Raw genomic sequence first — 23,096 nt, 5'->3', positions numbered from 1 at the left:
TGATTAAATCATAAGCAGATGATAACAATAAAATAACATTTATATAGCAGGTGCTGTTACTGTAGTGTTTTTCAGTGTGTTGCTAATAATGAAAAAAAGCTGCTTCATGTGTATAAAAAAATATACATGATAAAGATGTTGATAAGATGCAGGAGTAAAGAACTTTGTGTAACTGCTATACATAATTGGAAGCAGTATTCTTTTTTATTATTTTAGCCTTATAATTTACTCCGGTGAATAATAAAATAACTGCTTTTTTACAATCAATTTTATGTTGTATACTCTTTACGGCTGTATTAGCCCTGGCTTCCCCGCTTAAACATTTGTTACCACCACAATTTGAACGATATGCTTATGGCATACTTGGAATAGTTGTTGCGCTTGGTATTGTTTGGGTGTTTTGCAGGTGGGGCCGGCAGCGGCCTGCTGATATGGGCTTAGCATGGCAGCCTGGTACAGTGAAAAATTTTTTCACCGGTTTTGTTTCCGGGTTATTGATTTCAGGGATCGCTTTTTTGATTGTTATCGGTGTAAATGATCTACAGGTGATAGCAGTACAAGGCCAGGATATGGGCATGTTTTTTATGTGGGCAATGGCCTTATTATTATTGTCTTTGATGGAGGAAATAGCTTTCCGTTCTTTTGCTTTTATGCATTTAAAAAATAACTGGGGGATATGGCCGGCACAAATTACCATTGCCATATTGTTTGCATTGTATCATGTAGCAGGTGGGCAGGATATGCTCAGTTCCTTTCTAGGTCCCGGTGCATGGGCCTTTATCTTTGGCTGGGCCGTGTTGCGTACCGGTGGAATAGCTATGGCTACCGGTATTCATTTTGCCGCCAATTTATTTCAGGCTGCACTTGGGCAAAAAAGCAGTTTTCCGGCGCTGTGGAAAATTGATGTGCCGGAAGTATTACCGGCTTCTTTACAGCAACAGATTGACAGGACCGGTGTACTGGTACAGCTTGGGCTGCTGTTAACAGGTATAATACTTACACTTATATATAAGCGAAAGCAGCGTAGAATCTGATAAACAGGTAGCTGCTCATAACAGCACTGCAGCTGAAGGGCTGCCCGACTGGATGTAGTAGCTGCATAAAGGGGTATAGCAGCATGGCTGCACTACTACGGAAGGCGGGAGCTATTGCTGAGTGATGTACACTGTTGACAGCCCCGATAAAAGCAAGGATAATTATTCTATTAATGAGTTTTTAACGGCAAAGAAAACCAGGCCGGCAGTGTTTTTACAGCCAAAACGTTCCATTAATCGGTCCTTGATAGCCTCTACGGTTCGCGGGCTGATCTCCATTTTCTGGGCTATTTCCTGTGCGGTAAATTCCATACAAATAAAACGCAGTACATCCCGTTCCTTATCGGTCAGGGTTACTTCGTTGTTTAAGGATGGTATTACTTTCTGGCGGGAATGTGATTTTTTTAGTAAGATGCGGTTAACAAAGTTGTTGAGGTAATATCCTTTTTCAGCCACATCCATAATGGCCCGACGGATTTCCTGGGGATCGGCATTTTTGAGCAGGTAACCATTCGCTCCGTTTTCCATCAGGTGGTAAACAAAGCGCTCATCTTCGTACATACTTAAAACCAGTACCTTGATATGGGGGTATTTTTTGCTGACGATCTTGGTGGTTTCAATACCATCTTTTCCGGGCATACGAAGATCCATCAGGATTACGTCCGGCTCTGCTTCATCCAGTTTTTCCAAAAGTTCATCCCCTTCTCCGGCTTCCAGTACAAATTTAATATTTGCAAAGGGCCTTAAAGATAGTACTACGCCTTTTCGAAAAATCTTATGATCGTCTGCTATGGCTACTTTTATTACTTCCATCGGCTTGGGTATTGGCAAATGTAAATAATTCGTATCATTTACCCATAACAGTTCTGAACATTAAGGCATGGGGAGCGTGAAAGGCGGGAAGAAGCGGGTGAATAGTTGTGCGGAATAAGCTTACTCGTAGGTGGTATTATTTTCCTGCGGAATTTCGAGAGTAACCTTATAATAGGTTTGGGAAATATCTTTTTCAAAAACAATACTCCCACGAACCAGGCTGGTACGGCTGGTAATATTCTTTAAGCCAAGACCTACGGTACTTTTAGTAAGTTTATCAAAGTCTGATTGCACAATACCCCGCCCGTCATGGTGAATACGCAGGTAAAACCGGTTGTCGTGTACATTTTGCGTAAGGTGTATAAAGCTGGAGTTACTGTGTTTTAAAATATTGCCCACTAACTCCTGCACGATCCGGAATACAACTAATTCTGTCTCAGGTTTAAGACGGTCTTTATAATCGTGAAAACGGCTGCTGGCGTTGATGGTACCTGAGCCGCTGATCTTTTGGAAAAGGTCATTAATGGCCGATTCCAGACCAAAGTTTTTCAGGGTAGGGGGCATCAGGCTATGGCTGATATTCCGGATCAGCTGAATGGTATCGTCGATGATCTGGCGGGCCTGGAAGATGGCCTGCAGCTGTGATGCTTTATCCTGGTTTACCAGGTTCTCGTTCAGGTATAAACGGGCAGTAGCCAGTAATGGTCCGGCGTCGTCATGCAGGTCGGCAGCCAGGCGTTGTCGTTCCTCTTCCTGCATTTTTATAGAAGCATTTAATAAAACCTTTTGTTGCTCCTTTTCCATTTCCTGTACGGTGGCATTAAAACGGGCTACTTTTCGCTGGTGAAGTATTAATAAGGTAACAATGCTTACTGTAAGTACAGCCATACCCACGGCACCGATGATAAATACCACCGGGATATTTGTAGCTGTGCTGGCTTGCAGTAGAAAATTCATATATGCAGGTAGATAAGACAGGTTACATGACTAACCTATAAAAAATTTAAAAATGGTTCGTTGGTTTTTTGGGCTTGCGGTTTTTTATTGGCTTGGCGGATGTAGACGAAGATAGCTATTGTAAAGAATATATTCTTAATTATGTCAAATATATAGGTGATAAACCAGTACTGGCGGATCTGCTCTTTAGGTAAATAGTCGATTAACAAATGAAAAAAGAAAGTGCCGGCTAGATAAACCAATATTCCAAGTGCTATCCAAAAAGTAGGTTGAGTAGCTAGGGACATACCAGGCATTTTTGTTTCATCCCGGTTTAATTCTAAAAAAATATAATAAAATATATAGGCAAACATTAATAATGTACAAATACCGATAGAAACGGAATCAATAAGACCGGCTTTGACCCAAAGCGAATAGAAAGTGTGAAAAAGCAGAAAGAATATTGAACCAATAAAAACCGTTTTTAAGAATGTTTTATTGGTTTGATACCAGTAAGTAAGTAAAGTGGCAAATAATATATATTCAGTTAATGTAAATAAAAAGTTGAATATACGGGGTGAAACAGGGGACGGGGTAATCTGATCAAAGAAAAAGGTAGTTAAAAAGAAAACAATTGAGTAAATCAGAAGGGGTAATACCTTAGGGAAAATTTTACCTTTATTTTTGATAAACAACAGAAAAGCAATTACCGGGAAAAGGTAACTCAACTCTAATATGTGTTCAACTAGGTATAAAAAAAACTTTTCTATTGTAATTGGATTTTATCCAAAAATAGAAAAGTTTTTTAAAAAAGGAAATTCTTAAAAAATTTAGTCTTCTAAACCTTCAAAAATACCACCACCTTCAAGATCCCAAACGATTTTGCGGTTTAATTTCGTAATTTTTTTCATAACAGTAACAAATTTAGACGGTCTATAAAATTATTGTACTGCAAAAATTGCACGTAGAAGTCCCATACTCAACCCTTAATTTCAGAGGGATAAATACTTATAAGTGCGTGTAATTCAATACTGATAATAGTTACAGGGAGATTAACGGAACAACGGCATCTTAATAGTTGCGTAATGTTACGACTATTTACTAGTAAAATTACTATTTTGTATATAGTTTTTTTACTAGGTATAAACTCTTATTGTAGAAAGTTCTTCAAATAGAAGCAAAAACCGGATTCAAAAAAAGAGGAAAAACATCTGTTTTTTAAAAGGGAAACTCCCCTTTTGGAGGGTACAAAGTTATTTTAAGGGGTAATACCGGGCAATAGCAAAAACACTATCCAGCCTATCGTATATTTAGCAGTAGGAGAGTTTTAGGATTATTTAAAACCTTTTTTATTTTAACTTATTGATTATCATATTGATATGATTTAGGGGAGATAGGGAGTAAGTAAGGATATATTGGGCTTGCCGTTTCTTAATAGTAATAATGTAAGGGAATATCAAGCATTTTACATACTAGTTTGACGGACCATAGATCCCGGAAGGAGCCTATGGTCCTCGAAAAACAAAACGCTTCATGGGCAAAGCATAACCAGCAAGGGTTTAATTATTTACTCTATAGAATACAACTTATATAACAGCTTTTTCACCAGCCTGTAATTGGTAATCACGGATAACAATATCAGTATTACCGCGATACTGATAACCGACCAGTGTACAACAGAAGAAAGTTCGGGGCGATTATACATAACAAACTGATGAAAGGCCCATTGCATCAACTGGGTGGCTAATAATGCGCCAAAAACTATAACCAGGTACATGGGTACAAAGCGCCGGGAGAAGTTGCTGCCAAGCCATTTTGGTGAATACCCGATAGTGAGTAATAATTGCAGGTTGTCCTTGCTGCGGGCAATGACCAACTGCAGGTAAAAGGAGAATAACAATAAGGCTAAGATCACTACCAGCAAACCAAAGATCCCCAGGGCGCTGAAAATACCCTGGATCACGATCTTATTACGCCCCAGTAAAGTTTTATCCTTGTTCAGTTTATACCCCTTGCTGTCAAAGAATTTCAACAGTTCGGTATTATTGGCGTCCCTGGTTTTTATAAATAACCGGGAAGAGGCTACGCCTTTGTTTTTCCCGAATTTTTCATTTGCCCAGCTTAAAAAGGCTTTGGGAACCAGGACTGAGTTTACCCGGTCGCTGAAAGCCACAATGCGGCCATAAAATACTTCGCTGTTATTGTTCCCTTCACAGTGTACATGTACTACCATGCCTCCTGCAGTTTCCTTGGATATCTGGGGCAGGTTCTGGCCCGGGGCAAATACATTGTAGATCTCGAAAAAGTCGGAGGACAGGATAATGGGAAGGGTTTGCTGGCCGGGCTGCCAGGTAAAGCTGGGTGGAAGGGTGTCTAAAAAATCATTGTCCAGGGTTTCCAGGAACATATCGGTACGGAAGGGTACCACATCGCCGGCGCTTAACATTACCCTGAAATCATTGGGAATTAATGGCGACACATTATCAATCAGCGGGTTGGCCTTGAGTCCATCTATATCCTGTTGGGTAAATAAACTTTTTTCGGGCTGGCCCATGGTCGCATTCGTAATGGGCTTGGTTATCGATATATAATCGTATCCGTTTTTACGGATGCTGCCTTCTTTTAATAGCTGCTGGATGTTGATATACATCTGTACAGAACATAAGAGCAGTAATACCCCGATACCCAGGCCTAAAAACGAAAAGAAACCAGAACCGCCTTTTCCGCCTGTCTGTAACAAAGGTTTTATGGGTTTAAATGAAAGCGCCATATAATAAGGTCAGAATTAAAAGTAAAAATTAGTATAGAACAGCCTGCCGGGATAATTTATACTACAGGTAATAAATACTGGTGTACGGATAAAAATCTATTTTCTCCAGGTCGGCCAATATCACGGTAGCGTTCCTTTGTCTGGCTTCTTCAATGATCAGTTCCATGGCTTTTTGTGCATTATTGTTATCCAGGTGACTAAAAGGCTCATCCAGTAATAAATAATCAAAAGGCTGTAATAAGGAACGGATAATGGCTACACGTTGCTGTTCGCCGTAGGAACAGGTTTTACCCCGCGACGATAATTTATCACCCAGCCCCAATCTCCTGGCCATCTCCAGCACTTTGTCCCCATCATGAAAAGGAGCCAGTTGTCTTTTTACTTCCAGGTTCTCCAGTACGGTCGATTCCGGTAATAATTTCATATCCTGGAATACAATACTTACCTGGTTGGTACGTACCCGGGCAAAATCTTCGGGCGTAAACTTTTTTAGCGGTTGGGTGTCGTATAATACATCGCCTTTGTATTGCTGCCGCATACCATATAAAAAATGCATCAGCGATGTTTTACCGCTGCCCGAAGGAGCAACAATTTTCACCAGCTCCCCTTTATTAAATACGATATCCTTACCCCATATTTCGGAGGTAGTGGTCCGTTGCTGTTCAAAATAGGTGGGTAATAAGTTTTTAATGGATAGTATCATGTATCAGTAAATAAACCACTATAGATATGATAGTGGTAGTTTGAAGTTTAAAGCTACAACATTACCGGTATTCCTGTAACTGCTTGTTTTGTTAAAATATGAACAGTACATATCAGGATAGCAGGTAGTACAAATGAGGTCGGAAACAAAAATGGGTACAGTAATAAGCTAACCTTACTACTGCACCCATTACCTGCTTTATGAATTATTTTTTTGGTTTAACTTCTATTGCAGATGCGCTTGGCGGTGGGGCAGGCATATTCGGGGCTGCTATCACTGTATCTATTGTGGTAGGATACTCTGTTTCCCATTTTGCCCTTTGTTTTTTCTCCAACACATTCATCTGGTCAGCATATTTATTGAGTTGTTTTAAGCTGTTAACACTTTTATCGCTTAACAGTACTTCCATATTATAAGTAGCTTTACTTTTTTTGTAGTCGCAGTTAAACGTAAACTCCTGCCAGGTTGCTTTTGACAGGTCGGTCATGGCATTGGCAATGCTGTCATTGTTTTTACTTCTGAAGGTTTCGATAACCTGCGGGATATTCACAAAAAAGTTCAGGTTGTTGCCTTTTAATTTGTCGGCATAATTTGGTTTGTTATTACCGGCCAGGAATGCTTCCTGGGCAGCTGAGTCGGTACCCACGATAAACCAGTCCTTTTCATTTTTAACAAAAATATCATTAGGTTTTTCCCCGCCCATTTCTTTCAGGAACATATCATATAACTTGTTGAATTTATCCTGCACTACAGAGATACCAAAGACCATTTTCGGGTTTTCTTTCTCGTAGGTATAGCTCTCCGGTTTGCCATCATAACCGTCATAAGTACTGGTCACTGTTTTCTTTTCCATGCCGGTTAAGGCAAAAGCAATATCACCTTTGAAAGCGGCGGCAATCTCTTCCAGTGAAAGATTGTTTTTACCCAAATAACTATTGGCAATACCGTCAGCACCAGCCAGGCGGATGATGTCGATGATCATGGGGATAGATAGTTTGTAAACACCGGCAGCCAGGGCTTCACCCGAAGGCAGGCGGTTGATTACGTCGGCACTTACGCCTTCGTTGTTATATTTATCCATGATCTTGGCCAGCTCTTTACCATAAAACTGTTCGCCTGTCAGTGAAATTTTACCATTCTCAAAACTAAGGGTACCGGTACTGATATTTCCCTCGATCAGGCTGTTGAATTTCATCATGCTTAAAATGCCGCCCGCGAATGAATTGCTGTACATTTTTTCGGCACTGATCCAGTAATGCAGGTCGCCTTTACTGGTTACCAGGTCGGCAAAACGTTTATCACTGTCCAATAATTTTTTACCGCTTAATGCATAAGTGGTTTTGGCAAAAGTTAATAAGCTGTCCGTGCCAAAACGGGTGCTGCGGCCGGAACCGCGAAAATCATTGGTAAGGTTCATTGGGGCATCTGCAATAAACATAAAACGGGAGCTGTTCCAGGTCAGGATAGCGTCATCGTCCAGGCTGGTATAACTGAGGTCATCTTTCTTTTGAATACTGATGCCTTGTTTTACATTCTTTAAAGCGGCTTCAAAATCAGCAGCGCTTTTTAGTTTGCCCTGGAAAACCAGGTAACCACCATTATTCTGGGGTTTCATAAAAAATGCAAAACCTGCTTTAATATCAATACCCGATTTTTCAGGATTGGCTACCAAAGCGGCCATGGCCGTATCATCATTGGTGCTTTTTTTCTGCATGTCTTTGTACCATTCACTGGCCTGGATATCATCCCAGGTCATTTTTTCGCTTAATGATTGTGAGTTGATGGTAAAAACAACGGCTGCATCTTCCGGAACCAGTAAGCCGGTTTTGCCGGATTTATTACAGGAAGCCAATACCATTATACCGATAATGGCAAGAAATGATAAGAATTTTAATTTCATGATGTGTTTTTTATTTGTCAGTCGGTAAGTTTTACTTTGTACCGGGTAGGACACTTTTTTTGATCAGGTTTATGTAATACAAAGAAACAAAGAAAAAGCTTGCATTGCTGCAAGCTTTTATAAATGGTGGTTTAAGCCGTATAAATGAAGTATTATGATTGATGGCCGTTAGCTGCGCAATATTTCGCGGCTGATGACCAGTTTTTGTATTTCGCTGGTACCTTCTCCAATGGTACATAGTTTGGCATCGCGGTAAAACTTCTCTACGGGGAAGTCTTTTGTATACCCATAACCGCCAAATACCTGTACGGCATCATTCGCTACCTTAACGGCAACTTCGCTGGCATAGTACTTGGCCATAGCTGCCTGTTTGGTCATAGGCAGGTGGCGGTTTTTAAGGTCGCAGGCCTGCAGGGTCAATAACTCGGCGGCCGCAATTTCGGTGGCCATATCGGCCAGTTTAAAGGAGATGCCCTGGAAGCTCGCAATAGGTTTATCAAACTGGTGACGCTCCTGTGAGTATTGCAAGGCCGCTTCATAAGCTCCTTTGGCAATACCAAGGGAAAGGGAGGCTATTGAGATACGTCCGCCGTCCAGGACCTTCATAGCCTGTTTAAAGCCATCGCCGGTTTCACCCAAACGCTGTGTGTCCGGTACCCGGCAATTGTCAAATATCATTTCAGTGGTTTCGCTGGCGCGCATGCCCAGTTTATTCTCTTTTTTACCGGCGCTGAAGCCGGCCGTTGTTCTTTCTACAATAAAAGCGGTGGAATTATTCTTGCTTCTCGGCTCACCGGTGCGGCAGATAACAACGGCGATATCGCCGCTTTTACCGTGGGTGATCCAGTTTTTGGTCCCGTTAATGATCCAGTCATCCCCATCACGGGTAGCGGTACATTTCATATTACCGGCATCGCTGCCCGTATTGGCTTCCGTTAGGCCCCATGCCCCTATATATTCGGCTGTAGCCAGTTTGGGTAAGTACTTTTTCTTTTGTTCCTCGTTGCCGAAGTTTAAAATATGGCCGGTACACAGCGAGTTATGTGCCGCTACGCTAAGTCCTATTGAGCCACAAACCTTGGCAATTTCTTCAATGATGGTTTTATATTCTACATATCCTAACCCGGCTCCCCCGTACTCTTCCGGCACCAGTACGCCCATTAAACCCAGTTGCCCCATGGCTTTAAAAACGTCTACCGGGAATTCCTGGTTTTCATCCCATTGCATTACATAGGGTTGTATATGTTGACGGGCAAATTCCCTGGCTGTTTGTGCTACCTGTTGTGTAATTTCTGATGTTTCAAAGTTCATACGACTGATTATTTACGATGTTCTCCTTTATCCGGGTTATATCACTTCCCCAAACTTACTGCGCCTGTCAACGATAAAAAAATGTGCCACCGCAAAATTGTGATGGCACACATTGAAGGCTATTTGCCATAGGCTATGAGGCAAGCAACCGACGCAATCGTTAAAGGCAGTACAAAAATGCGGAATAATATTTAAACTAACAAATGTTAGTTTAAATATTTATAAACTTTTTTGGGGTTGGCATCCGGGCAGGTCCGGGTATTATTCTACTATAATGGAAAGGCCGTCATAGGCCAGCTGTATGCCGGCAGGTAATTGGGCCGAAATAGCCTGGTGAAGCCCCAGCTGATGGGAAATATGGGTGAAATAAGCCTGAGGTACCTGTAATTCCTGTACAATGGCAATGGCTTCCGACAAGGTAAAATGCGAAATATGTTTTTCCTGGCGAAGGGCATTTAAGGTAATAGCATGGCTGCCTCTTATTTTGTCCATTGAATCGGCATTGATAAAATTAGCATCGGTAATATAGGTATAGTTGCCAAAGCGAAAGCCGAGCACCGGCATGTTCATATGCATTACCCAAACAGGAGTAACGGCAATATCGCCTACAATAAAAGGATTATCGCTAATGCTTACCAGGTTCATCTGTGGCAAGCCGGGTATATTGCGGTGATCAAAAGCGTAATAAAAGTCCCGGCGGATAGCCTCTTCCGTCATTTGGTTGGCATATACAGGGATGGTTGTTTTTTGGAAAAAGTTAAAAGCCCTTATATCATCCAGGCCGGCAATATGGTCACGGTGCGGGTGGGTAAACAGTACGGCATCGATCTTTTTTACCTTCTCCCTAAGCATCTGGTAACGGAAATCGGGGCCTGTATCCACAATAATACGGGTGGTATCCGACTCTACCATAATACTGGAACGCAGGCGGGTATCTTTTTTGTCAGTGGATTGACAAACCTCGCAATTGCATGCGATCATCGGCACACCACTGCTGGTACCTGTACCCAAAAAAGTTATTTTTAACCTGGTAGCTAACACAATGGTAAAAGTAGTAAATGCAAAATGAAAAGCCGGCTAAACTTAGTAGCTTAGGCCTCCCCTTCGGGGGTATTATTGGTAGACAGGATACCCCAGTAAAGTTTACGGGCATCGTCGGTAAGCAGATTGGTATCAATATCCAGCTGCGGTATCAGCTCCAGTAATGTATTGATACGTCCTTCCGTTTGTAAAAACTTGTTCAATACCACCACTTTTTTAGCTTCTAAAATGCAGAAACCGCTTTGAAAAGTACCTCTTTCATAGCGCAGTACATACCCGCATTGTTCGGGTATATGCTCCAGTTTGTCAAGCGTGGATTGGGTGTATTTTATCATGCCGGAATACGTTAAAAATATGCTGCAATTTACTCCATAATCGGGGGAGGGGAATAAGTACTTTTCCACAAAAAAAGCTTTGAAAATGGGTATAATTCATACCATTTTCCGGGGTATTGCCGGTATAAACAGGTAAAGTGAAAATGTAATAGCTTTGCCGCGAAGCATCATCATCATCATTACCAGAAATATTACTCCCATGAGTAAGAAAAATAAACAGGACCAAAACGGTTTTGTATTCAGTACAGACCCTGATTTCAAGTTTGACTACCAGGAGGAGGCTCGGGAAACCCTGGAACCGGCACAACAGGTATTGCGTGTAAAACTGGAGACCAAACACCGGGCTGGTAAAGCGGTAAGTCTGATCACCGGCTTTATTGGTAAGGACGGGGATCTGCAGGACCTGGCCAAAAAGCTTAAAAATTTCTGTGGTACGGGTGGCAGCGCCAAAGATGGCGAGATCATTATCCAGGGTGATCAGCGTGAAAAAATACTGAACTGGTTATTAAAGAATGGTTATACCAAAACCAAACGCATCGGCTAATGTACTGGCAGGTAGGTATCATAGGATTACTTTGTTGCATTCTGGGTATATACCTGTTTGTGAAAAACGCTTTCGAGGAAAATAAAAGCGTTTTCAATGCCATCATGTTTATGATACTGGGTGTGTTTTTAATCAGCTGGGCAACGGCTATATTCTATGGTTGGGTAAAATAAGGGATTAGATAAAAACAATATCTACTTATTTATTTTACTACTTATACCTAAGTGTAAATACTAGTACGTTAGAAATACTTAAGCAGATATTTTCCAGTTGTCATTTGCCGGAGGAAGTATCTCTAATATATCATGTACTGTTAATGAAAAGATCGCTGCGATCTTTTGAAGACGTTCAATATCAATACGCGTTTTCCCGGTTTCTATTAATGAGTAGGAGTTTTGAGAGATAAAGAGCATCTCTGCTACCTGCGCTTGTGTCATCCTCCTTTTTTTCCGCAACAGTTTTATTTTCTCATGTAGCTTCATGGTGGTTGGACTTCGGTCACATAGTAGTTTGGTTAATGGTATTTCAAATATATAAAAAAAATGCAGCTTTCTGCGTACCACTAAGTGGTATTTTTTATCAGTTTTATTGATAAACATTTGCTATCAGCAAAACTGATAAAACTATTCAATACAAAGTAGGAGATTACGGGAGTAAACTTTTTTTCTTAAAATCAAAAATGTAACTTTATGAGAAAGTTTTTTCTTCTTGTTCTGGTAGCTACTTTTAGTATGTATGCTTCCGCCACTGTAAAGTATCCTTCTACTGACATTTCTACAATTGTCAACAAAGCGAATGCAGAAGAGATAGATGTGAAGAATGCAAAAAAAATCGACTTTGAGACATTTAAGGAAATTGCAGCAAATAAGGGTATTGGCAGTATTGTGTTTACAATGAGGGCCGGTTTTTGGTTTACTGACTCCTGTGGCGGCACGTATTGGGTAGAGTACTGGGGTATGACATGGTATGAAGCCATGGACATTCTGGTTATGATGGACCCGGTTTTCTGCACGTTCCCCGGTCATGACTGGCTGATCATGGTTGAATAATAACGTAAATACAATTAGCTGATCAAGAAATAGCAAATGCGTTACATTTTGTTCTAACACGCATTTGCTATTTTACTTTATTATATTTTTAAGTAAAATGCTAAAACCATAAACTATGGCTTACTGGGGTATACTACTGGCAGTTTTATTATCTTTTGCAGGTAATGATTTAAAAGAAACATCGGAACAACAGTTGAAGAATGAGCAATACGCTTATATTATTTACTATGAGTTTATCGGTAAGGTAAACAAGGAGGATTCTACAAAGCTGGTAACAGAAAGAATGATACTTTTATCCGGGCAAAATACATCGAAATATCTGAGCTATAATAAATTCCTGGCCGATTCCATGCTTATGGACCAGTATAAGAATCCCAAAATGATCAATGGAGCTCCTTCTTTCTCCATGCAGGGTATTCCCCGAGCAAAAGTTAATCACCAGGTAAGTAAGGATTTTTCTAATAATACCTATAAGTTTAATAATGTTTTAGGAGTTAATTATTATGTTTTTTCCGATAGTCTTCCTGATCTGCAATGGAAGCTTGATGCGGAGGAGAAAGTATTGTTAGGTTATAAATGCCAGAAAGCCACTACTCGTTTTGCAGGCAGGGATTATATTGCATGGTTTACATCAGGTATACCTATACAGGATGGTCCCTATAAATTCAGTGGATTACCAGGGCTGATACTGGAAATAGCAGATACAAAGGGAGATTATAAGTTTATCGCAGTTGGTCTTGAAAAGGCGAATAAAAATATTGCCACCAGGCCTATCAGTAACATCTTAAAAGAATTAAAAAGCAGTAGCGATTATAAAGCGGTATACAAGAAATTTAAAGCTAACCCCGGTCCTTTTTTTGAACCGGATAATATGAAATTGCCCCCGGAGCTAATAGAAAAAGCTGCCAAGAATGCTACAGAAATGCTTCAACTACAAAATAACCCTTTGGAACTGGATGAATAACAGAAGGTCTAAATATCTTTTCTTTCTTGTCACCTTAACTATTTTAACCTGCTTTACTTCTTTTATTGCTTATGCACAGCAACCGGTGCTGATTAAGGGAAAAATAACAGATACGTTAGGCGTTGGGATGCAAGGTGTATCTGTTACTATTACTACAGAGGATCAACAGGTGCTGGCATTTGCCATCAGTAATAAAACGGGCAACTATAGTTTAAGCGTTAACACCGGGTTAAGCCCGTTGGTGTTAAACCTGCGTAAACTGAATTACAAACCTGTCCGTCAAACTATATTGAACCAGGCGCAGGAATTAAATTTCACCCTGCATTTTTTTTCAGAAATATTACCTGAGGTAAAAGTAAAGAGTGGCCCGATACGCATGCGGGGTGATACCATCAGTTACCAGGTAAGTGAATTTGCCGAAGGCCGCGACAGAAGTATCGGCGATGTATTGGCTAAGATGCCCGGCATTGAGATACAGGGTGATGGTAAAGTATTATACCAGGGTAAGCCGATCAACCGGTATTATATTGAAGGTATGGACCTGCTGGAAGGCCGTTATGGTCTTGCCAATAAAAACCTTCCCCATCAATCGGTAACCAGTGTACAGGTAATAGAAAACCACCAGCCCATCAAAGTACTGGACAGCCTGGTGCCCAGCAACCAGGCAGCTATCAATATTAAATTAAAGAGCAATATCACTACTACGGGTAATGCACAGCTGGGTGCTGGTTTTTCTCCTTTTCTTTGGAGCGCCAATATAACCCCGATGGTATTTACTAAAAAACACCAGTTCATTGCTTCTTACCAGTCCAATAATATAGGTAACGACGTAAGTGTGCAATTAAAAGCCCTTAACCTGGAGAGTTTTCTGGAACAGGTAGAAACACCTACCATGAAATCGAACCTGGTGAATATTGTAGAAGTGCAGTTCCCGCCGGTTTCCAACCTTCGTTTTCTTGATAATAATATACACCTAGGAACGCTTAATTATATTACCAGGTTAAAAAAGGATGTAGAACTGAGGATCAATTCCTCTTATTTCAACGATTATCAAAGACAAAATGGCGACAACCGGATAGAATATATTTTACCAACAGGAAATGTGCTGCTGGAAGAACAAATGAATAACCGGCTTTTCTATAATGACTTTAAAACCAGTGTAACCCTGCAAAAAAATGTTACCAAGGGTTATATGGCCAATAATACCCGTTTTCATTTTAATACTGATGGTGCAGCCGGGCATATTTTTAATACCCGTGATAATATTGCACAACGTACCAGTACCCCCTACACATCTGTTACCAACGAATTAAAATGGATAACACCCATTGGTAAACAACTGGTCACTATTTATTCTTTCGTTAACTATAACAGGTCGCCTCAACGTCTTACGGTGACGCCTGGACAGTTTATTGAAGCTTTGAATGATAGTGTGGACTATGGACAGTTGCGCCAGGAAATAAGGCAACAGGTATGGCAAACACATAACTATGCCGAGCTTATAAAAGGTCTTGGCAAGTTTACGCTTACGTCCAGGGCAGGTCTGGTATTACAGGAACACAAAACCGATGCTGATATTTATATTGATAATGTAAAATCACAGGATCATTTCAACAATGCGCTGTTATATAAAAAACAGAAATTTTTTGCACAAACAGAATTGATCCGGAAAACACAAAAAAGCGATCTTACCATCAGGCTGCCGTTCTCTTATACGTTTATTTCCGTTCGTGACAGCAGGCTGGATAACGGCCAGAAAAATAGCGGGCTGATCGTACAACCTTCCGTTACCTGGCGGTATAAACTGGGCAACTATTGGGAGTCGGATATTTTTGGTGGCTTTAGTAACGATTTTTATCAGCCAGGCCAGGTATTATATGGCTACCTGCTGACCAATTACCGCAATTTGCAACAGAATGCTTATCCCGTGCTGCAAAATAAAACCGTTTATTTTCAACCGGGCATCCGGTTCCGCAACCCGGTGAATGGTGTGTTCTTCAATGTACGTTACCGGTTTTCATTTTCCGATAACCCGTTTTTATTCCAGAATTTGGTGCAACCCGATGGTACCATGATAGTGGCGATTAAAGATGTAAACAACCAGGCCTACAGGCATGAATCGTCTGCTAAACTGGGTTATTACTTCACGGCTATTAAAACTACACTGACCATTGGCGCAGATGCTTCCCGGCAGTCGGAAAACCAATGGTTAAATAATGGTCTTACGAAAACAGTTAATACTACGTTGAACCCTAACCTGCGGATCAATACCCGTTTCTCTGCCTATGCCAGCATTGATTATACGATCAACAATAATATTGGTATGAATAAAACAGGAACCAGGCCCGAGCAAAAATATTATACCCTGTCACAGGCAGGCAGGCTTACTTTGTATCCTTTAAAGCATCATCAGCTTACGGTGACAGCAGATCATTACTATAATGATTTTGTACCGGCAAATAAACACAATGTTTACTGGGACCTTGCTTACCGCTATACGATCGCTAAAAAGCGCATTGATTTTGACCTGGTATGTATTAACCTGCTGAATGCTTCCACCTATGTGAGGCCGATGTTCTCCCAGTTTTATTTTTCGCAAAACATTGTTCAACTCCGGCCACGTCAGTTAATGCTGAAGGTTGGCTTTTATTTTTGATAGGTATAACCGTGAGCTGGCCACCCTTAAAGTTGTAGTTGTTGCGAATGGATTAATAGCGGAGTAATCCCTGCGTGACCACCTCGTAGATGGTCCTGTTCCTGAGTACCAATTCTTCCTGTCCATCAGGTGAAAATTTTTTCCAGTAAACAAAATAAGCGGCTGATCCAAGGCCTATCTGGGGTTGTTTATTAAAAGAGGGGGTGTGGTATTTAATCTCTTCGGTCTTTCTCCCTGAGGCGTCATAACTGGTCCTGGTGATCTCAAATTTTTTATGAATATACGGAGGTTTCCTGGCCGCTTTTTCTTTCCATTTATACATGGTTTCAAGCGTGCCGGCCGGTGTATATTCTTTTCGCCAGTCCCTGGTCATCTCTACTTTCAGCCGTTTGCCTTCGTAATATTCTGTAAACTGTATAATGCCTCTATATGACTTTTCTGCAATGTGAGTATTCCCGTTGGGATAAAAAGTGGTGGCAGTATAATTGGGCGAGGCTGAGTTTTCGGTACCATAGTGACTGATTTTTACCACCCGTGCCAGGCTGTCAAATTCTTTAATATACAAATGCCTGGGTAGGTAAATAATCGATTTATAAGGTATACCATTTGGGTGAAATATACTGATAGAGTCCTTGGGTATGCCATTTTTAAAATTGCCCCGCATTTTCACAATACCGTCCTCATAATAATCCTCGTGCTCACCATTGAGTAAACCGTTACAATCTTTATACACGTATGTAACACCATTGTCAAATCCCAGGCCTACCCTGATCTTACTGTCGTAATGCGTATAAATATTAGTGTCCTTTTGTATATTAATAACCGGGAAAATGATGTCGGGTTGGGTGGGATAAAAAATCTGGTACTCACCTGCGGCCGGCAAAAATACTTTGCCTCTGACATTTTTATACTGGTTACCCAGCATATCTGCCAGGTAAAAATAGTTTGAATCTATGACGGTTTCTTTTGTACAATAATTTACCCGTTGCATTTGAAACCAAATAGTTTGAGTTTGACCTGATGCAAAATGACCAATTAGCGTAAAAAAAAGGAGAAGTAATTTGTTCATTAAATTTTCAACCCCATTTTTAATTATAAAAAATATTGGGTTTATTGACTAATAATATCAGCACCCGACTGCATCATTTCATGCTTACTTATATTTTTAAATAACACCGTTTCTTGTCCATCATCCGCATATTGTTTCCAATAAACAAAGTAGCTGGCGCTGTTTAAATCAAAGTTTGGGATATTATTTCCCCATTGCGTGGAATGATATTTTATAATGGATGTTTTTTTATGCAGTTTATCGTAATTGGTTTTTACTACCTCGTAAGTTGTTTGTAGTACTAAACCCCTGCTGGCTGTTATATCTTTCCAGGTGTACTTAGCGGTAATTCTTCCTTCATTATCATAGTCGGTTTTGCTACTATAATTAGTTTCGCTTTTAAGTTTTTTATCAGGATAGTACTCCTTGGAAGTAGTGGTTCTTCTTCTTACTTTTTCTATTTTTTTTACCCTGCCATTGGGGTAAAAACTGGTGGCATTATATTCTGTAGAAAAATAAGTATGGTCCAGTACATGGGTTATTTTAGTTAATACGGACAAGCTGTCGTATTCCCTGATATGAATTTTTTTTCGAAAAAAAATAACACTTTGATAAACGTTTCCGTTACGGTAAAAAAAGGTTAACGAATCTTTAGGTTCTCCATTTTTAAAATTACCCCGCATTAAAAGAATGCCGTTTTCATAAATATCTTCATGCACGCCATTTAATAAACCTTTACAATCAAAATAGGCTTCTGCCCCAAGTTGCCGATCAAATTTTATATTTATTTTTTTATCATAGTGTATATGTGTATTCACACTATCAGTAATATTTACCGTGCCAAAGTTTACATTACGTTGCGATAGCGATACAATTTTATACTTACCCATACTATCCAGCCAAACAGTACCGTCAACACTTTTGTAACCATTGCCCGATTGGGCAACAAGATAATAGGTGCCTCTTTCAAGCTCGGTAGTATTGGTGCAAGGATTTACCCGGAAAAGTTGAAAAGAATAAAGCTGTGCCTGCGTATAACAAACACAAGTAAAAGTTGTAATGAGTAAGACAAGTAGTTTTTTGTGCATATACAAGTGGTGTCTGAAAGATAATATAATCACACGAAAGATGAACCGGTTGATTAAAATATATTAAAAAGATTAACAAGTTAAAAGCAGTCAAAAACTTTGAAAAGAAATATTGGTTATTACATATAGCCCGGTAGAATTGTAGCAGTACAAGTGAGTGACACAACGTAAGCTCAATCAAGGGTGGGACGCTGGTAACATAAAACTATTATGCTTTGTCAGATTGTAAAGTCCCTTTTAGAGATTTAGGATTGATAGTAGTAATGCAAACAGCAATAAATATAAAAGCACCTGCATGTACAGGTGCTTTTATTATAATAATGCTCGGTTAAACTATTAACCAATAACGCTTATTGTCCTTGTGCTAAACTATACCCGCGTTTATCGCCCCAGGCATTCAACAGTTCAAAGGAGCATATTTTAAAATTGCCGCTCAGGCTTACGTACAAACCAATAATATCTGTTTGGCTAAGTGGTGTGCCATCAATACTTTCAAAACGTACATTGTACTGGTTTACCAGGTTGGTGTATACCGAGCCGGTTGGCCATACCTGGGTACCACGGTTGCTGATGTTTACCAGGTTGAATTTTACCCCTGCATGGCGCTGGCATTTCAACGCAATTACATGCGGCTGCTCATCACTTTCAATAAACATATCAACCCCTGCAATGGTTTCGTTAACCGCTTCCTTGCTTACCATCATACTGTTTTGCTGCAGTTTGAAAGGGGCAGGCGTGCCGGGTTTATTGGGCACAATCTCTTTAGCGCCTACCGCCGGTTTTTTACCAAAATTGGCAATAATGGCATTGGCAAACTCGGTGGTATTTACAGCCGGAATACTTTTATCTCCAAAATCACCGGTATGTACACCGCTTTCCAGGGTATATAATAGTGCGTTCTCAATAACGGCTGCATTCTCTGTTAAGCCTACGTGCTGTAACATAGCAATACCGCTTAATAATAAAGCCGTTGGGTTGGCAATATTACGGCCGGCAATATCCGGTGCGGTGCCGTGTACAGCTTCAAAAATAGAGATATGGTCACCAATATTGGCAGATGGAGCAAAGCCTAAACCACCTACCAGGCCGGCGCAAAGGTCGCTTACAATATCACCCTGCAGGTTGGTCAGTACCACTACATCAAACAGGTCGGGGCGGGTAACCAGTTTCATACAAAGGTCGTCCACAATAATATCGTCTGCTTTAATTTCGGGATACTCTTTCGCTACTTCATAAAAACATTCTAAAAACAAACCGTCGGTTATTTTCATAATGTTGGCTTTATGGCCACAGCTGATCCGGCGGGCATTTTTCTGGCGCGCCATTTCAAATGCGTAACGTATCACCTGCATACTACCCGGGCGGGTAATAAAACGGCGGCTCAGGGCCACATCGTGGGTAAGCATATGTTCAATACCGCCATAAGTATCTTCAATGTTTTCACGTACCACTGTAATATCAATAGGTATACCGGCTTTGCTAAAAACCGTATCTACACCGTGCAGGCTTTGAAAAGCACGTTTGTTGGCGTAGGTATTCCAGGTTTTACGGGCGGTAACATTAATACTTTTTACGCCTTTACCTTTTGGCGTTTCCATGGGTCCTTTAAACAATAAGCCCAGGGTTTCAATACTTTGTTTGGCTTCCGGCGTCATACCGTTATTAAAGCCTTTGTCAAACACCCATTTACCCATATCCACAAACTCGTACTCCAGCGGTGTATTGTTCGCCTTAAAAATGTTCAGCACGGCATCCATAATTTCCGGTCCAATGCCATCACCTTTTGCTACAGCTATTTTCATAAATTACTATATAATTGTGTGTTTAATATGTTACTTTTTTGGGGCTGTCAACAGTAGTGCTACTATCAACTGCAGTTCCCGCTGTCCGTTATACCTGCGCCGTTAAAACGGCTTCGGTGCCACTGCCATCGGGCAGCCTGTTAACGGTATTGCAAGGCCCGTCATTTATGATAAACATCAAAACTTACCGGCCCTGTTCTCTCCATATCCGGGTTGTTTAAAGCGGCTGATTTGGTGGCGCAAAGGTAACTCAAATATGCTTCCATTGTGTATTAAATAAGGCCTTTTGTGCGTATTTGACATTTGTTTACCGTTTCTCCAACAGTACTATTTTATAGGGTGGTCGTTATCGCTTACAGGGTGGGTTTTCCTTGTCCGGACGCTGTCCGGCGGCAAGGGATAACGGCTTACAGCTATAAGCCCGCAGTTATAAATGACAGATAATTATTGTAAACGCCGGGGAAATAACTTATTTTTACCAAAACCATCATATATGAGCAGTGCTATTACGGCAGGTATATTGGTGCATGTGGAAACATTCTATCAACCGGATTACAGCAATCCCATGCAATCGGAGTTTATGTTTGCTTACCGTATCACACTCGAAAATCATAACGCATTTCCCGTAAAGCTACATCGCCGCAACTGGCATATTTTTGACAGTAATGGTACCTATCGCACCGTGGAAGGCGAAGGGGTGGTAGGGGTACAGCCCACCCTGCAGCCGGGCGAAAATTACCAGTATGTAAGTGGCTGTAACCTGCGTACCGATATGGGTAAAATGAAAGGCACTTACCAGATGGAAAACCTCCATAATAAAAAACTATTCCTGGTCGAAATTCCTGAATTTGAAATGATTGTGCCCGCAAAGGCCAATTGATCCTGCACATATAACCCACTTTTGTAAATAACGTTTAGTGTATTGGCTAAATATTACCTGTAATGTTTATCAGTACTGTTGTCTGTGAATGCCTGAATTTTATAAAACTTATTTACATTTTTTTAGATTAATATTTTATTATTTTACGGTTAATTTTGGCTACCAAAGCCGATAGTAGCAGCTTGTCAAAAACTAATTTACATAACGAACCCATGTGGGTGGAAGCCTTGCAAAAGGGTGATACGGAAGCATTTACCGTTTTGTACCGCCATTACAGCCCGCAACTATATTCCGGTATTCTCCGGATTGTAAAGGACCCCCTGTCTGCCGAAGAAATTACCCAGGAGCTGTTCACCCGGGTATGGTTAAAAAGGGAAGCGCCGGGTTTACAGGAAAACTTTGCCGGTTATATCTACCGCATTGGTCAAAGACTGGTATTTGACTTTTTCCGTAAACTGAAATCTGATAAAAAACTCCTGCAAAAGTTTACAAAACTGGCGGCCGAACAATATAACCCGGTAGAGGAATTACTGCTGCAAAAAGAATGTTCCCTGTTATTAAACAAGGCCATTGACCAGCTAAGTCCCCAGCAAAGGCGGGTGTACAAATTAGTGAAACAGGAAGGCTATACCTACAAAAAAGCTTCGGAGATCATGGGTATATCACCGCTTACGGTTAAAGAATACCTGGTAACCGGTAAAAAGAATTTACAGCAATATATGCTCAATAATATGGATGCCACTTTGCTGGCCGTATGGCTGCTTTCCCAGTCGGGTATGTTCTAACCTGCTGTTAATGAATATAATATCCTGATTATTTTTTTCTGCCCCCACTCCCCCCATTTGCTTTTTTGTTCCGTTAATTAGGAAATAAACTAATTGTAACGTGTTATTAACCCCGGAACAGTATAAGGATTTATTTGAACGATTGCTCGCTTCAGACCTGTCCCCAGCCGATAGTGAAAAGATCATTAACTGGTTAAGCAGCCGGGAGGAAGATCCCCTGGCCGCCGAATTAATACTGCAGCAACTGGCGGTTACTGACACGGTAACGGATGAGGCCACTACCCGGGCCCTGGAAAACAGGCTTAGCCTGATATTGCAAACAATTGATACAGCTGCTCCGGTAAAACAAATTCCTTTTTATAAAAAAACGATCTGGCGCGCCGCTGCCGTATTCATTGTATTAGTGGGTATGGGTTTTTATCTTTTTAATGCTACACAACAAACAACTGCCCCCGATAAACCTTTGGCAGCAGTTACATCCAATGCCGAAATTAAACCCGGTGCAGAAGGAGCCTTGCTTACTTTATCAGATGGTTCAGTGCTGGTGCTGGACAGTTTAGGTAACGGGCTGGTAACTATGCAAAACGGCACACAGGTAATATTGAAAAATGGCCAGCTGGTATATGATCCCAATAATACCGACCCCGCTACTATAGGATATAATACCATGACCACTCCCAAAGGCCGCCAGTTTCAGCTGGTATTACCCGATGGTTCCAAAGTATGGTTAAATGCGGCCTCGTCCATACATTATCCCACCCTGTTTACCGGCGACGAAAGACTGGTGGAAATAACCGGTGAGGCCTATTTTGAAGTAGCCCATAATGCAGCAAAACCTTTTAAGGTAAAAGTAAACAACGCTACCACCATAGAAGTACTGGGTACCCATTTTAATGTGAATGCCTATAGTAACGAAGAAACGATCAATACTACTTTACTGGAAGGTGCGGTACGGGTATCAGGCACCAACGGTAAAACCGTACTGGCACCTGGTCAGCAGGCACGTACATCCGGCGATGGAAGCAGTAAAGTGGTAAATGCCGTAAACACCGGTAAAGTAATAGCCTGGAAAAATGGTGTATTTGATTTTGAAGATGCAAGCCTGGAAGAAGTAATGCGCCAGTTAGAACGCTGGTACGATATAGAAGTGGTGTATGAAAAAAATATTCCTAAGCTGGAATTTTTTGGTAAGATGGGAAAAGACCTGAGCCTGGATATTGTACTGCGCGGCTTAGAGAAATCAAACGTTCATTTCAGAGTTGAAGCCAACAGGAAGTTGGTTGTATTGCCATAATAAAAAAACGATTAAAAAACTATGATGTAACAAAACTAAAAACAAGGTTACACTCAAAAAGAAACCGCCATGGACGGCCATCCAGGCGGTAAAGGTTTGAGTAGTATCAACATTCAGGTCCGAACATTTAATTCTTAAAACAA

General features: G+C 40.9%; 21 protein-coding genes. 8 read left to right on the top strand and 13 right to left on the bottom strand.

Annotated elements, in window-relative coordinates; genetic code table 11:
• Positions 1-545 precede the first annotated feature (545 nt).
• On the top strand, positions 546-1,034 hold the full coding sequence (locus ACFS6H_RS01040; RefSeq protein ID WP_386094099.1) for a CPBP family intramembrane glutamic endopeptidase: 489 nt from the start codon (positions 546-548) through the stop codon (positions 1,032-1,034).
• 162 nt (positions 1,035-1,196) lie between these two features.
• On the opposite strand, the gene ACFS6H_RS01035 is transcribed toward ACFS6H_RS01040, so the two are convergent.
• From ACFS6H_RS01035 to ACFS6H_RS00995, 9 genes are all read right to left on the bottom strand, one after another.
• Positions 1,197-1,847: a response regulator gene (locus ACFS6H_RS01035; RefSeq protein ID WP_386094096.1), complete on the bottom strand. Its 651-nt coding sequence runs from the start codon at positions 1,845-1,847 to the stop codon at positions 1,197-1,199.
• Positions 1,848-1,967: 120 nt separating this feature from the next.
• On the bottom strand, positions 1,968-2,804 hold the full coding sequence (locus tag ACFS6H_RS01030; RefSeq protein WP_386094093.1) for a sensor histidine kinase: 837 nt from the start codon (positions 2,802-2,804) through the stop codon (positions 1,968-1,970).
• 35 nt (positions 2,805-2,839) lie between these two features.
• Positions 2,840-3,511 (bottom strand): hypothetical protein, encoded by a 672-nt coding sequence (locus tag ACFS6H_RS01025; RefSeq protein WP_386094090.1) that lies wholly within the window; start codon positions 3,509-3,511, stop codon positions 2,840-2,842.
• Positions 3,512-4,350: 839 nt separating this feature from the next.
• A complete protein-coding gene (locus tag ACFS6H_RS01020; protein WP_386094087.1) occupies positions 4,351-5,553 on the bottom strand; it encodes a hypothetical protein in 1,203 nt (400 codons plus the stop codon).
• 61 nt (positions 5,554-5,614) lie between these two features.
• Entirely contained in the window at positions 5,615-6,256 is a 642-nt protein-coding gene (locus tag ACFS6H_RS01015; RefSeq protein ID WP_386094084.1) for an ATP-binding cassette domain-containing protein, read from the bottom strand.
• 205 nt (positions 6,257-6,461) lie between these two features.
• On the bottom strand, positions 6,462-8,156 hold the full coding sequence (locus tag ACFS6H_RS01010) for a DUF4836 family protein (RefSeq protein ID WP_386094081.1): 1,695 nt from the start codon (positions 8,154-8,156) through the stop codon (positions 6,462-6,464).
• A 168-nt stretch (positions 8,157-8,324) separates the two neighbouring features.
• Entirely contained in the window at positions 8,325-9,467 is a 1,143-nt protein-coding gene (locus tag ACFS6H_RS01005) for an acyl-CoA dehydrogenase family protein (protein WP_386094078.1), read from the bottom strand.
• A gap of 261 nt (positions 9,468-9,728) precedes the next feature.
• Positions 9,729-10,478, bottom strand: a complete 750-nt coding sequence (locus tag ACFS6H_RS01000) for an MBL fold metallo-hydrolase (protein ID WP_386094075.1) — start codon at positions 10,476-10,478, stop codon at positions 9,729-9,731.
• Between the two features lie 80 nt (positions 10,479-10,558).
• Positions 10,559-10,843, bottom strand: a complete 285-nt coding sequence (locus ACFS6H_RS00995) for a hypothetical protein (protein ID WP_386094072.1) — start codon at positions 10,841-10,843, stop codon at positions 10,559-10,561.
• Between the two features lie 199 nt (positions 10,844-11,042).
• Here ACFS6H_RS00995 and ACFS6H_RS00990 point away from each other — a divergent pair, with 199 nt between their 5' ends.
• The gene (locus ACFS6H_RS00990; RefSeq protein ID WP_386094070.1) at positions 11,043-11,387 is read left to right on the top strand and encodes a translation initiation factor; all 345 of its coding nucleotides are present in this window, start codon (positions 11,043-11,045) and stop codon (positions 11,385-11,387) included.
• 251 nt (positions 11,388-11,638) lie between these two features.
• Here the strand turns inward: ACFS6H_RS00990 and ACFS6H_RS00985 are convergent, their stop codons facing one another.
• Positions 11,639-11,869, bottom strand: coding sequence for a helix-turn-helix transcriptional regulator (locus ACFS6H_RS00985; protein ID WP_386097211.1), 231 nt, complete (start codon positions 11,867-11,869; stop codon positions 11,639-11,641).
• Between the two features lie 207 nt (positions 11,870-12,076).
• Between ACFS6H_RS00985 and ACFS6H_RS00980 the strand changes: the two genes are divergently transcribed.
• The 3 genes from ACFS6H_RS00980 to ACFS6H_RS00970 all read left to right on the top strand — a co-directional run bounded on the left by ACFS6H_RS00980 (position 12,077) and on the right by ACFS6H_RS00970 (position 16,056).
• Positions 12,077-12,436 (top strand): hypothetical protein, encoded by a 360-nt coding sequence (locus tag ACFS6H_RS00980; protein WP_386094067.1) that lies wholly within the window; start codon positions 12,077-12,079, stop codon positions 12,434-12,436.
• A gap of 115 nt (positions 12,437-12,551) precedes the next feature.
• Positions 12,552-13,400: a GLPGLI family protein gene (locus tag ACFS6H_RS00975; RefSeq protein ID WP_386094065.1), complete on the top strand. Its 849-nt coding sequence runs from the start codon at positions 12,552-12,554 to the stop codon at positions 13,398-13,400.
• Positions 13,348-16,056 (top strand): carboxypeptidase-like regulatory domain-containing protein, encoded by a 2,709-nt coding sequence (locus tag ACFS6H_RS00970; protein ID WP_386094062.1) that lies wholly within the window; start codon positions 13,348-13,350, stop codon positions 16,054-16,056. Before ACFS6H_RS00975 ends, ACFS6H_RS00970 begins: the two co-directional genes overlap by 53 nt.
• Before the next feature lie 52 nt (positions 16,057-16,108).
• On the opposite strand, the gene ACFS6H_RS00965 is transcribed toward ACFS6H_RS00970, so the two are convergent.
• From ACFS6H_RS00965 to ACFS6H_RS00955, 3 genes are all read right to left on the bottom strand, one after another.
• A complete protein-coding gene (locus ACFS6H_RS00965; protein ID WP_386094060.1) occupies positions 16,109-17,047 on the bottom strand; it encodes a hypothetical protein in 939 nt (312 codons plus the stop codon).
• Between the two features lie 119 nt (positions 17,048-17,166).
• A complete protein-coding gene (locus ACFS6H_RS00960) occupies positions 17,167-18,192 on the bottom strand; it encodes a hypothetical protein (RefSeq protein WP_386094057.1) in 1,026 nt (341 codons plus the stop codon).
• Positions 18,193-18,542: 350 nt separating this feature from the next.
• On the bottom strand, positions 18,543-19,994 hold the full coding sequence (locus ACFS6H_RS00955) for an NADP-dependent isocitrate dehydrogenase (RefSeq protein WP_386094054.1): 1,452 nt from the start codon (positions 19,992-19,994) through the stop codon (positions 18,543-18,545).
• A gap of 493 nt (positions 19,995-20,487) precedes the next feature.
• On the opposite strand from ACFS6H_RS00955, the gene apaG reads away from it, so the two are divergent.
• The 3 genes from apaG (at position 20,488) to ACFS6H_RS00940 (ending at position 22,953) form a co-directional block, all read left to right on the top strand.
• Positions 20,488-20,874 carry a Co2+/Mg2+ efflux protein ApaG gene (gene apaG, locus ACFS6H_RS00950; protein WP_386094051.1) on the top strand — a complete coding sequence of 129 codons (387 nt, stop codon included), beginning with the start codon at positions 20,488-20,490 and terminating at the stop codon, positions 20,872-20,874.
• Between the two features lie 155 nt (positions 20,875-21,029).
• Entirely contained in the window at positions 21,030-21,659 is a 630-nt protein-coding gene (locus ACFS6H_RS00945; RefSeq protein WP_386094048.1) for an RNA polymerase sigma factor, read from the top strand.
• A 100-nt stretch (positions 21,660-21,759) separates the two neighbouring features.
• The gene (locus tag ACFS6H_RS00940) at positions 21,760-22,953 is read left to right on the top strand and encodes a FecR family protein (protein WP_386094045.1); all 1,194 of its coding nucleotides are present in this window, start codon (positions 21,760-21,762) and stop codon (positions 22,951-22,953) included.
• The last annotated feature ends 143 nt before the right edge of the window (positions 22,954-23,096 follow it).

Origin of the sequence: Terrimonas rubra, from assembly GCF_042686025.1 — a bacterium.
Lineage (GTDB): Bacteria > Bacteroidota > Bacteroidia > Chitinophagales > Chitinophagaceae > Terrimonas > Terrimonas rubra.
Note: the sequence above shows the minus strand (reverse complement) of the source record. Positions and strands in the feature narration are given on the sequence as shown.

What these genes read in the sequence shown, in the direction of transcription:
- ACFS6H_RS01035 (WP_386094096.1), bottom strand. Translation starts at nt 1,847, where the DNA reads ATGGAAGTAATAAAAGTAGCCATAGCAGACGATCATAAGATTTTTCGA.
- ACFS6H_RS01030 (WP_386094093.1), bottom strand. Translation starts at nt 2,804, where the DNA reads ATGAATTTTCTACTGCAAGCCAGCACAGCTACAAATATCCCGGTGGTA.
- ACFS6H_RS01020 (WP_386094087.1), bottom strand. Translation starts at nt 5,553, where the DNA reads ATGGCGCTTTCATTTAAACCCATAAAACCTTTGTTACAGACAGGCGGA.
- ACFS6H_RS01015 (WP_386094084.1), bottom strand. Translation starts at nt 6,256, where the DNA reads ATGATACTATCCATTAAAAACTTATTACCCACCTATTTTGAACAGCAA.
- ACFS6H_RS01010 (WP_386094081.1), bottom strand. Translation starts at nt 8,156, where the DNA reads ATGAAATTAAAATTCTTATCATTTCTTGCCATTATCGGTATAATGGTA.
- ACFS6H_RS01005 (WP_386094078.1), bottom strand. Translation starts at nt 9,467, where the DNA reads ATGAACTTTGAAACATCAGAAATTACACAACAGGTAGCACAAACAGCC.
- ACFS6H_RS00995 (WP_386094072.1), bottom strand. Translation starts at nt 10,843, where the DNA reads ATGATAAAATACACCCAATCCACGCTTGACAAACTGGAGCATATACCC.
- ACFS6H_RS00990 (WP_386094070.1), top strand. Translation starts at nt 11,043, where the DNA reads ATGAGTAAGAAAAATAAACAGGACCAAAACGGTTTTGTATTCAGTACA.
- ACFS6H_RS00985 (WP_386097211.1), bottom strand. Translation starts at nt 11,869, where the DNA reads ATGAAGCTACATGAGAAAATAAAACTGTTGCGGAAAAAAAGGAGGATG.
- ACFS6H_RS00980 (WP_386094067.1), top strand. Translation starts at nt 12,077, where the DNA reads ATGAGAAAGTTTTTTCTTCTTGTTCTGGTAGCTACTTTTAGTATGTAT.
- ACFS6H_RS00975 (WP_386094065.1), top strand. Translation starts at nt 12,552, where the DNA reads ATGGCTTACTGGGGTATACTACTGGCAGTTTTATTATCTTTTGCAGGT.
- ACFS6H_RS00970 (WP_386094062.1), top strand. Translation starts at nt 13,348, where the DNA reads ATGCTACAGAAATGCTTCAACTACAAAATAACCCTTTGGAACTGGATG.
- ACFS6H_RS00965 (WP_386094060.1), bottom strand. Translation starts at nt 17,047, where the DNA reads ATGCAACGGGTAAATTATTGTACAAAAGAAACCGTCATAGATTCAAAC.
- ACFS6H_RS00960 (WP_386094057.1), bottom strand. Translation starts at nt 18,192, where the DNA reads ATGCACAAAAAACTACTTGTCTTACTCATTACAACTTTTACTTGTGTT.
- ACFS6H_RS00955 (WP_386094054.1), bottom strand. Translation starts at nt 19,994, where the DNA reads ATGAAAATAGCTGTAGCAAAAGGTGATGGCATTGGACCGGAAATTATG.
- apaG (WP_386094051.1), top strand. Translation starts at nt 20,488, where the DNA reads ATGAGCAGTGCTATTACGGCAGGTATATTGGTGCATGTGGAAACATTC.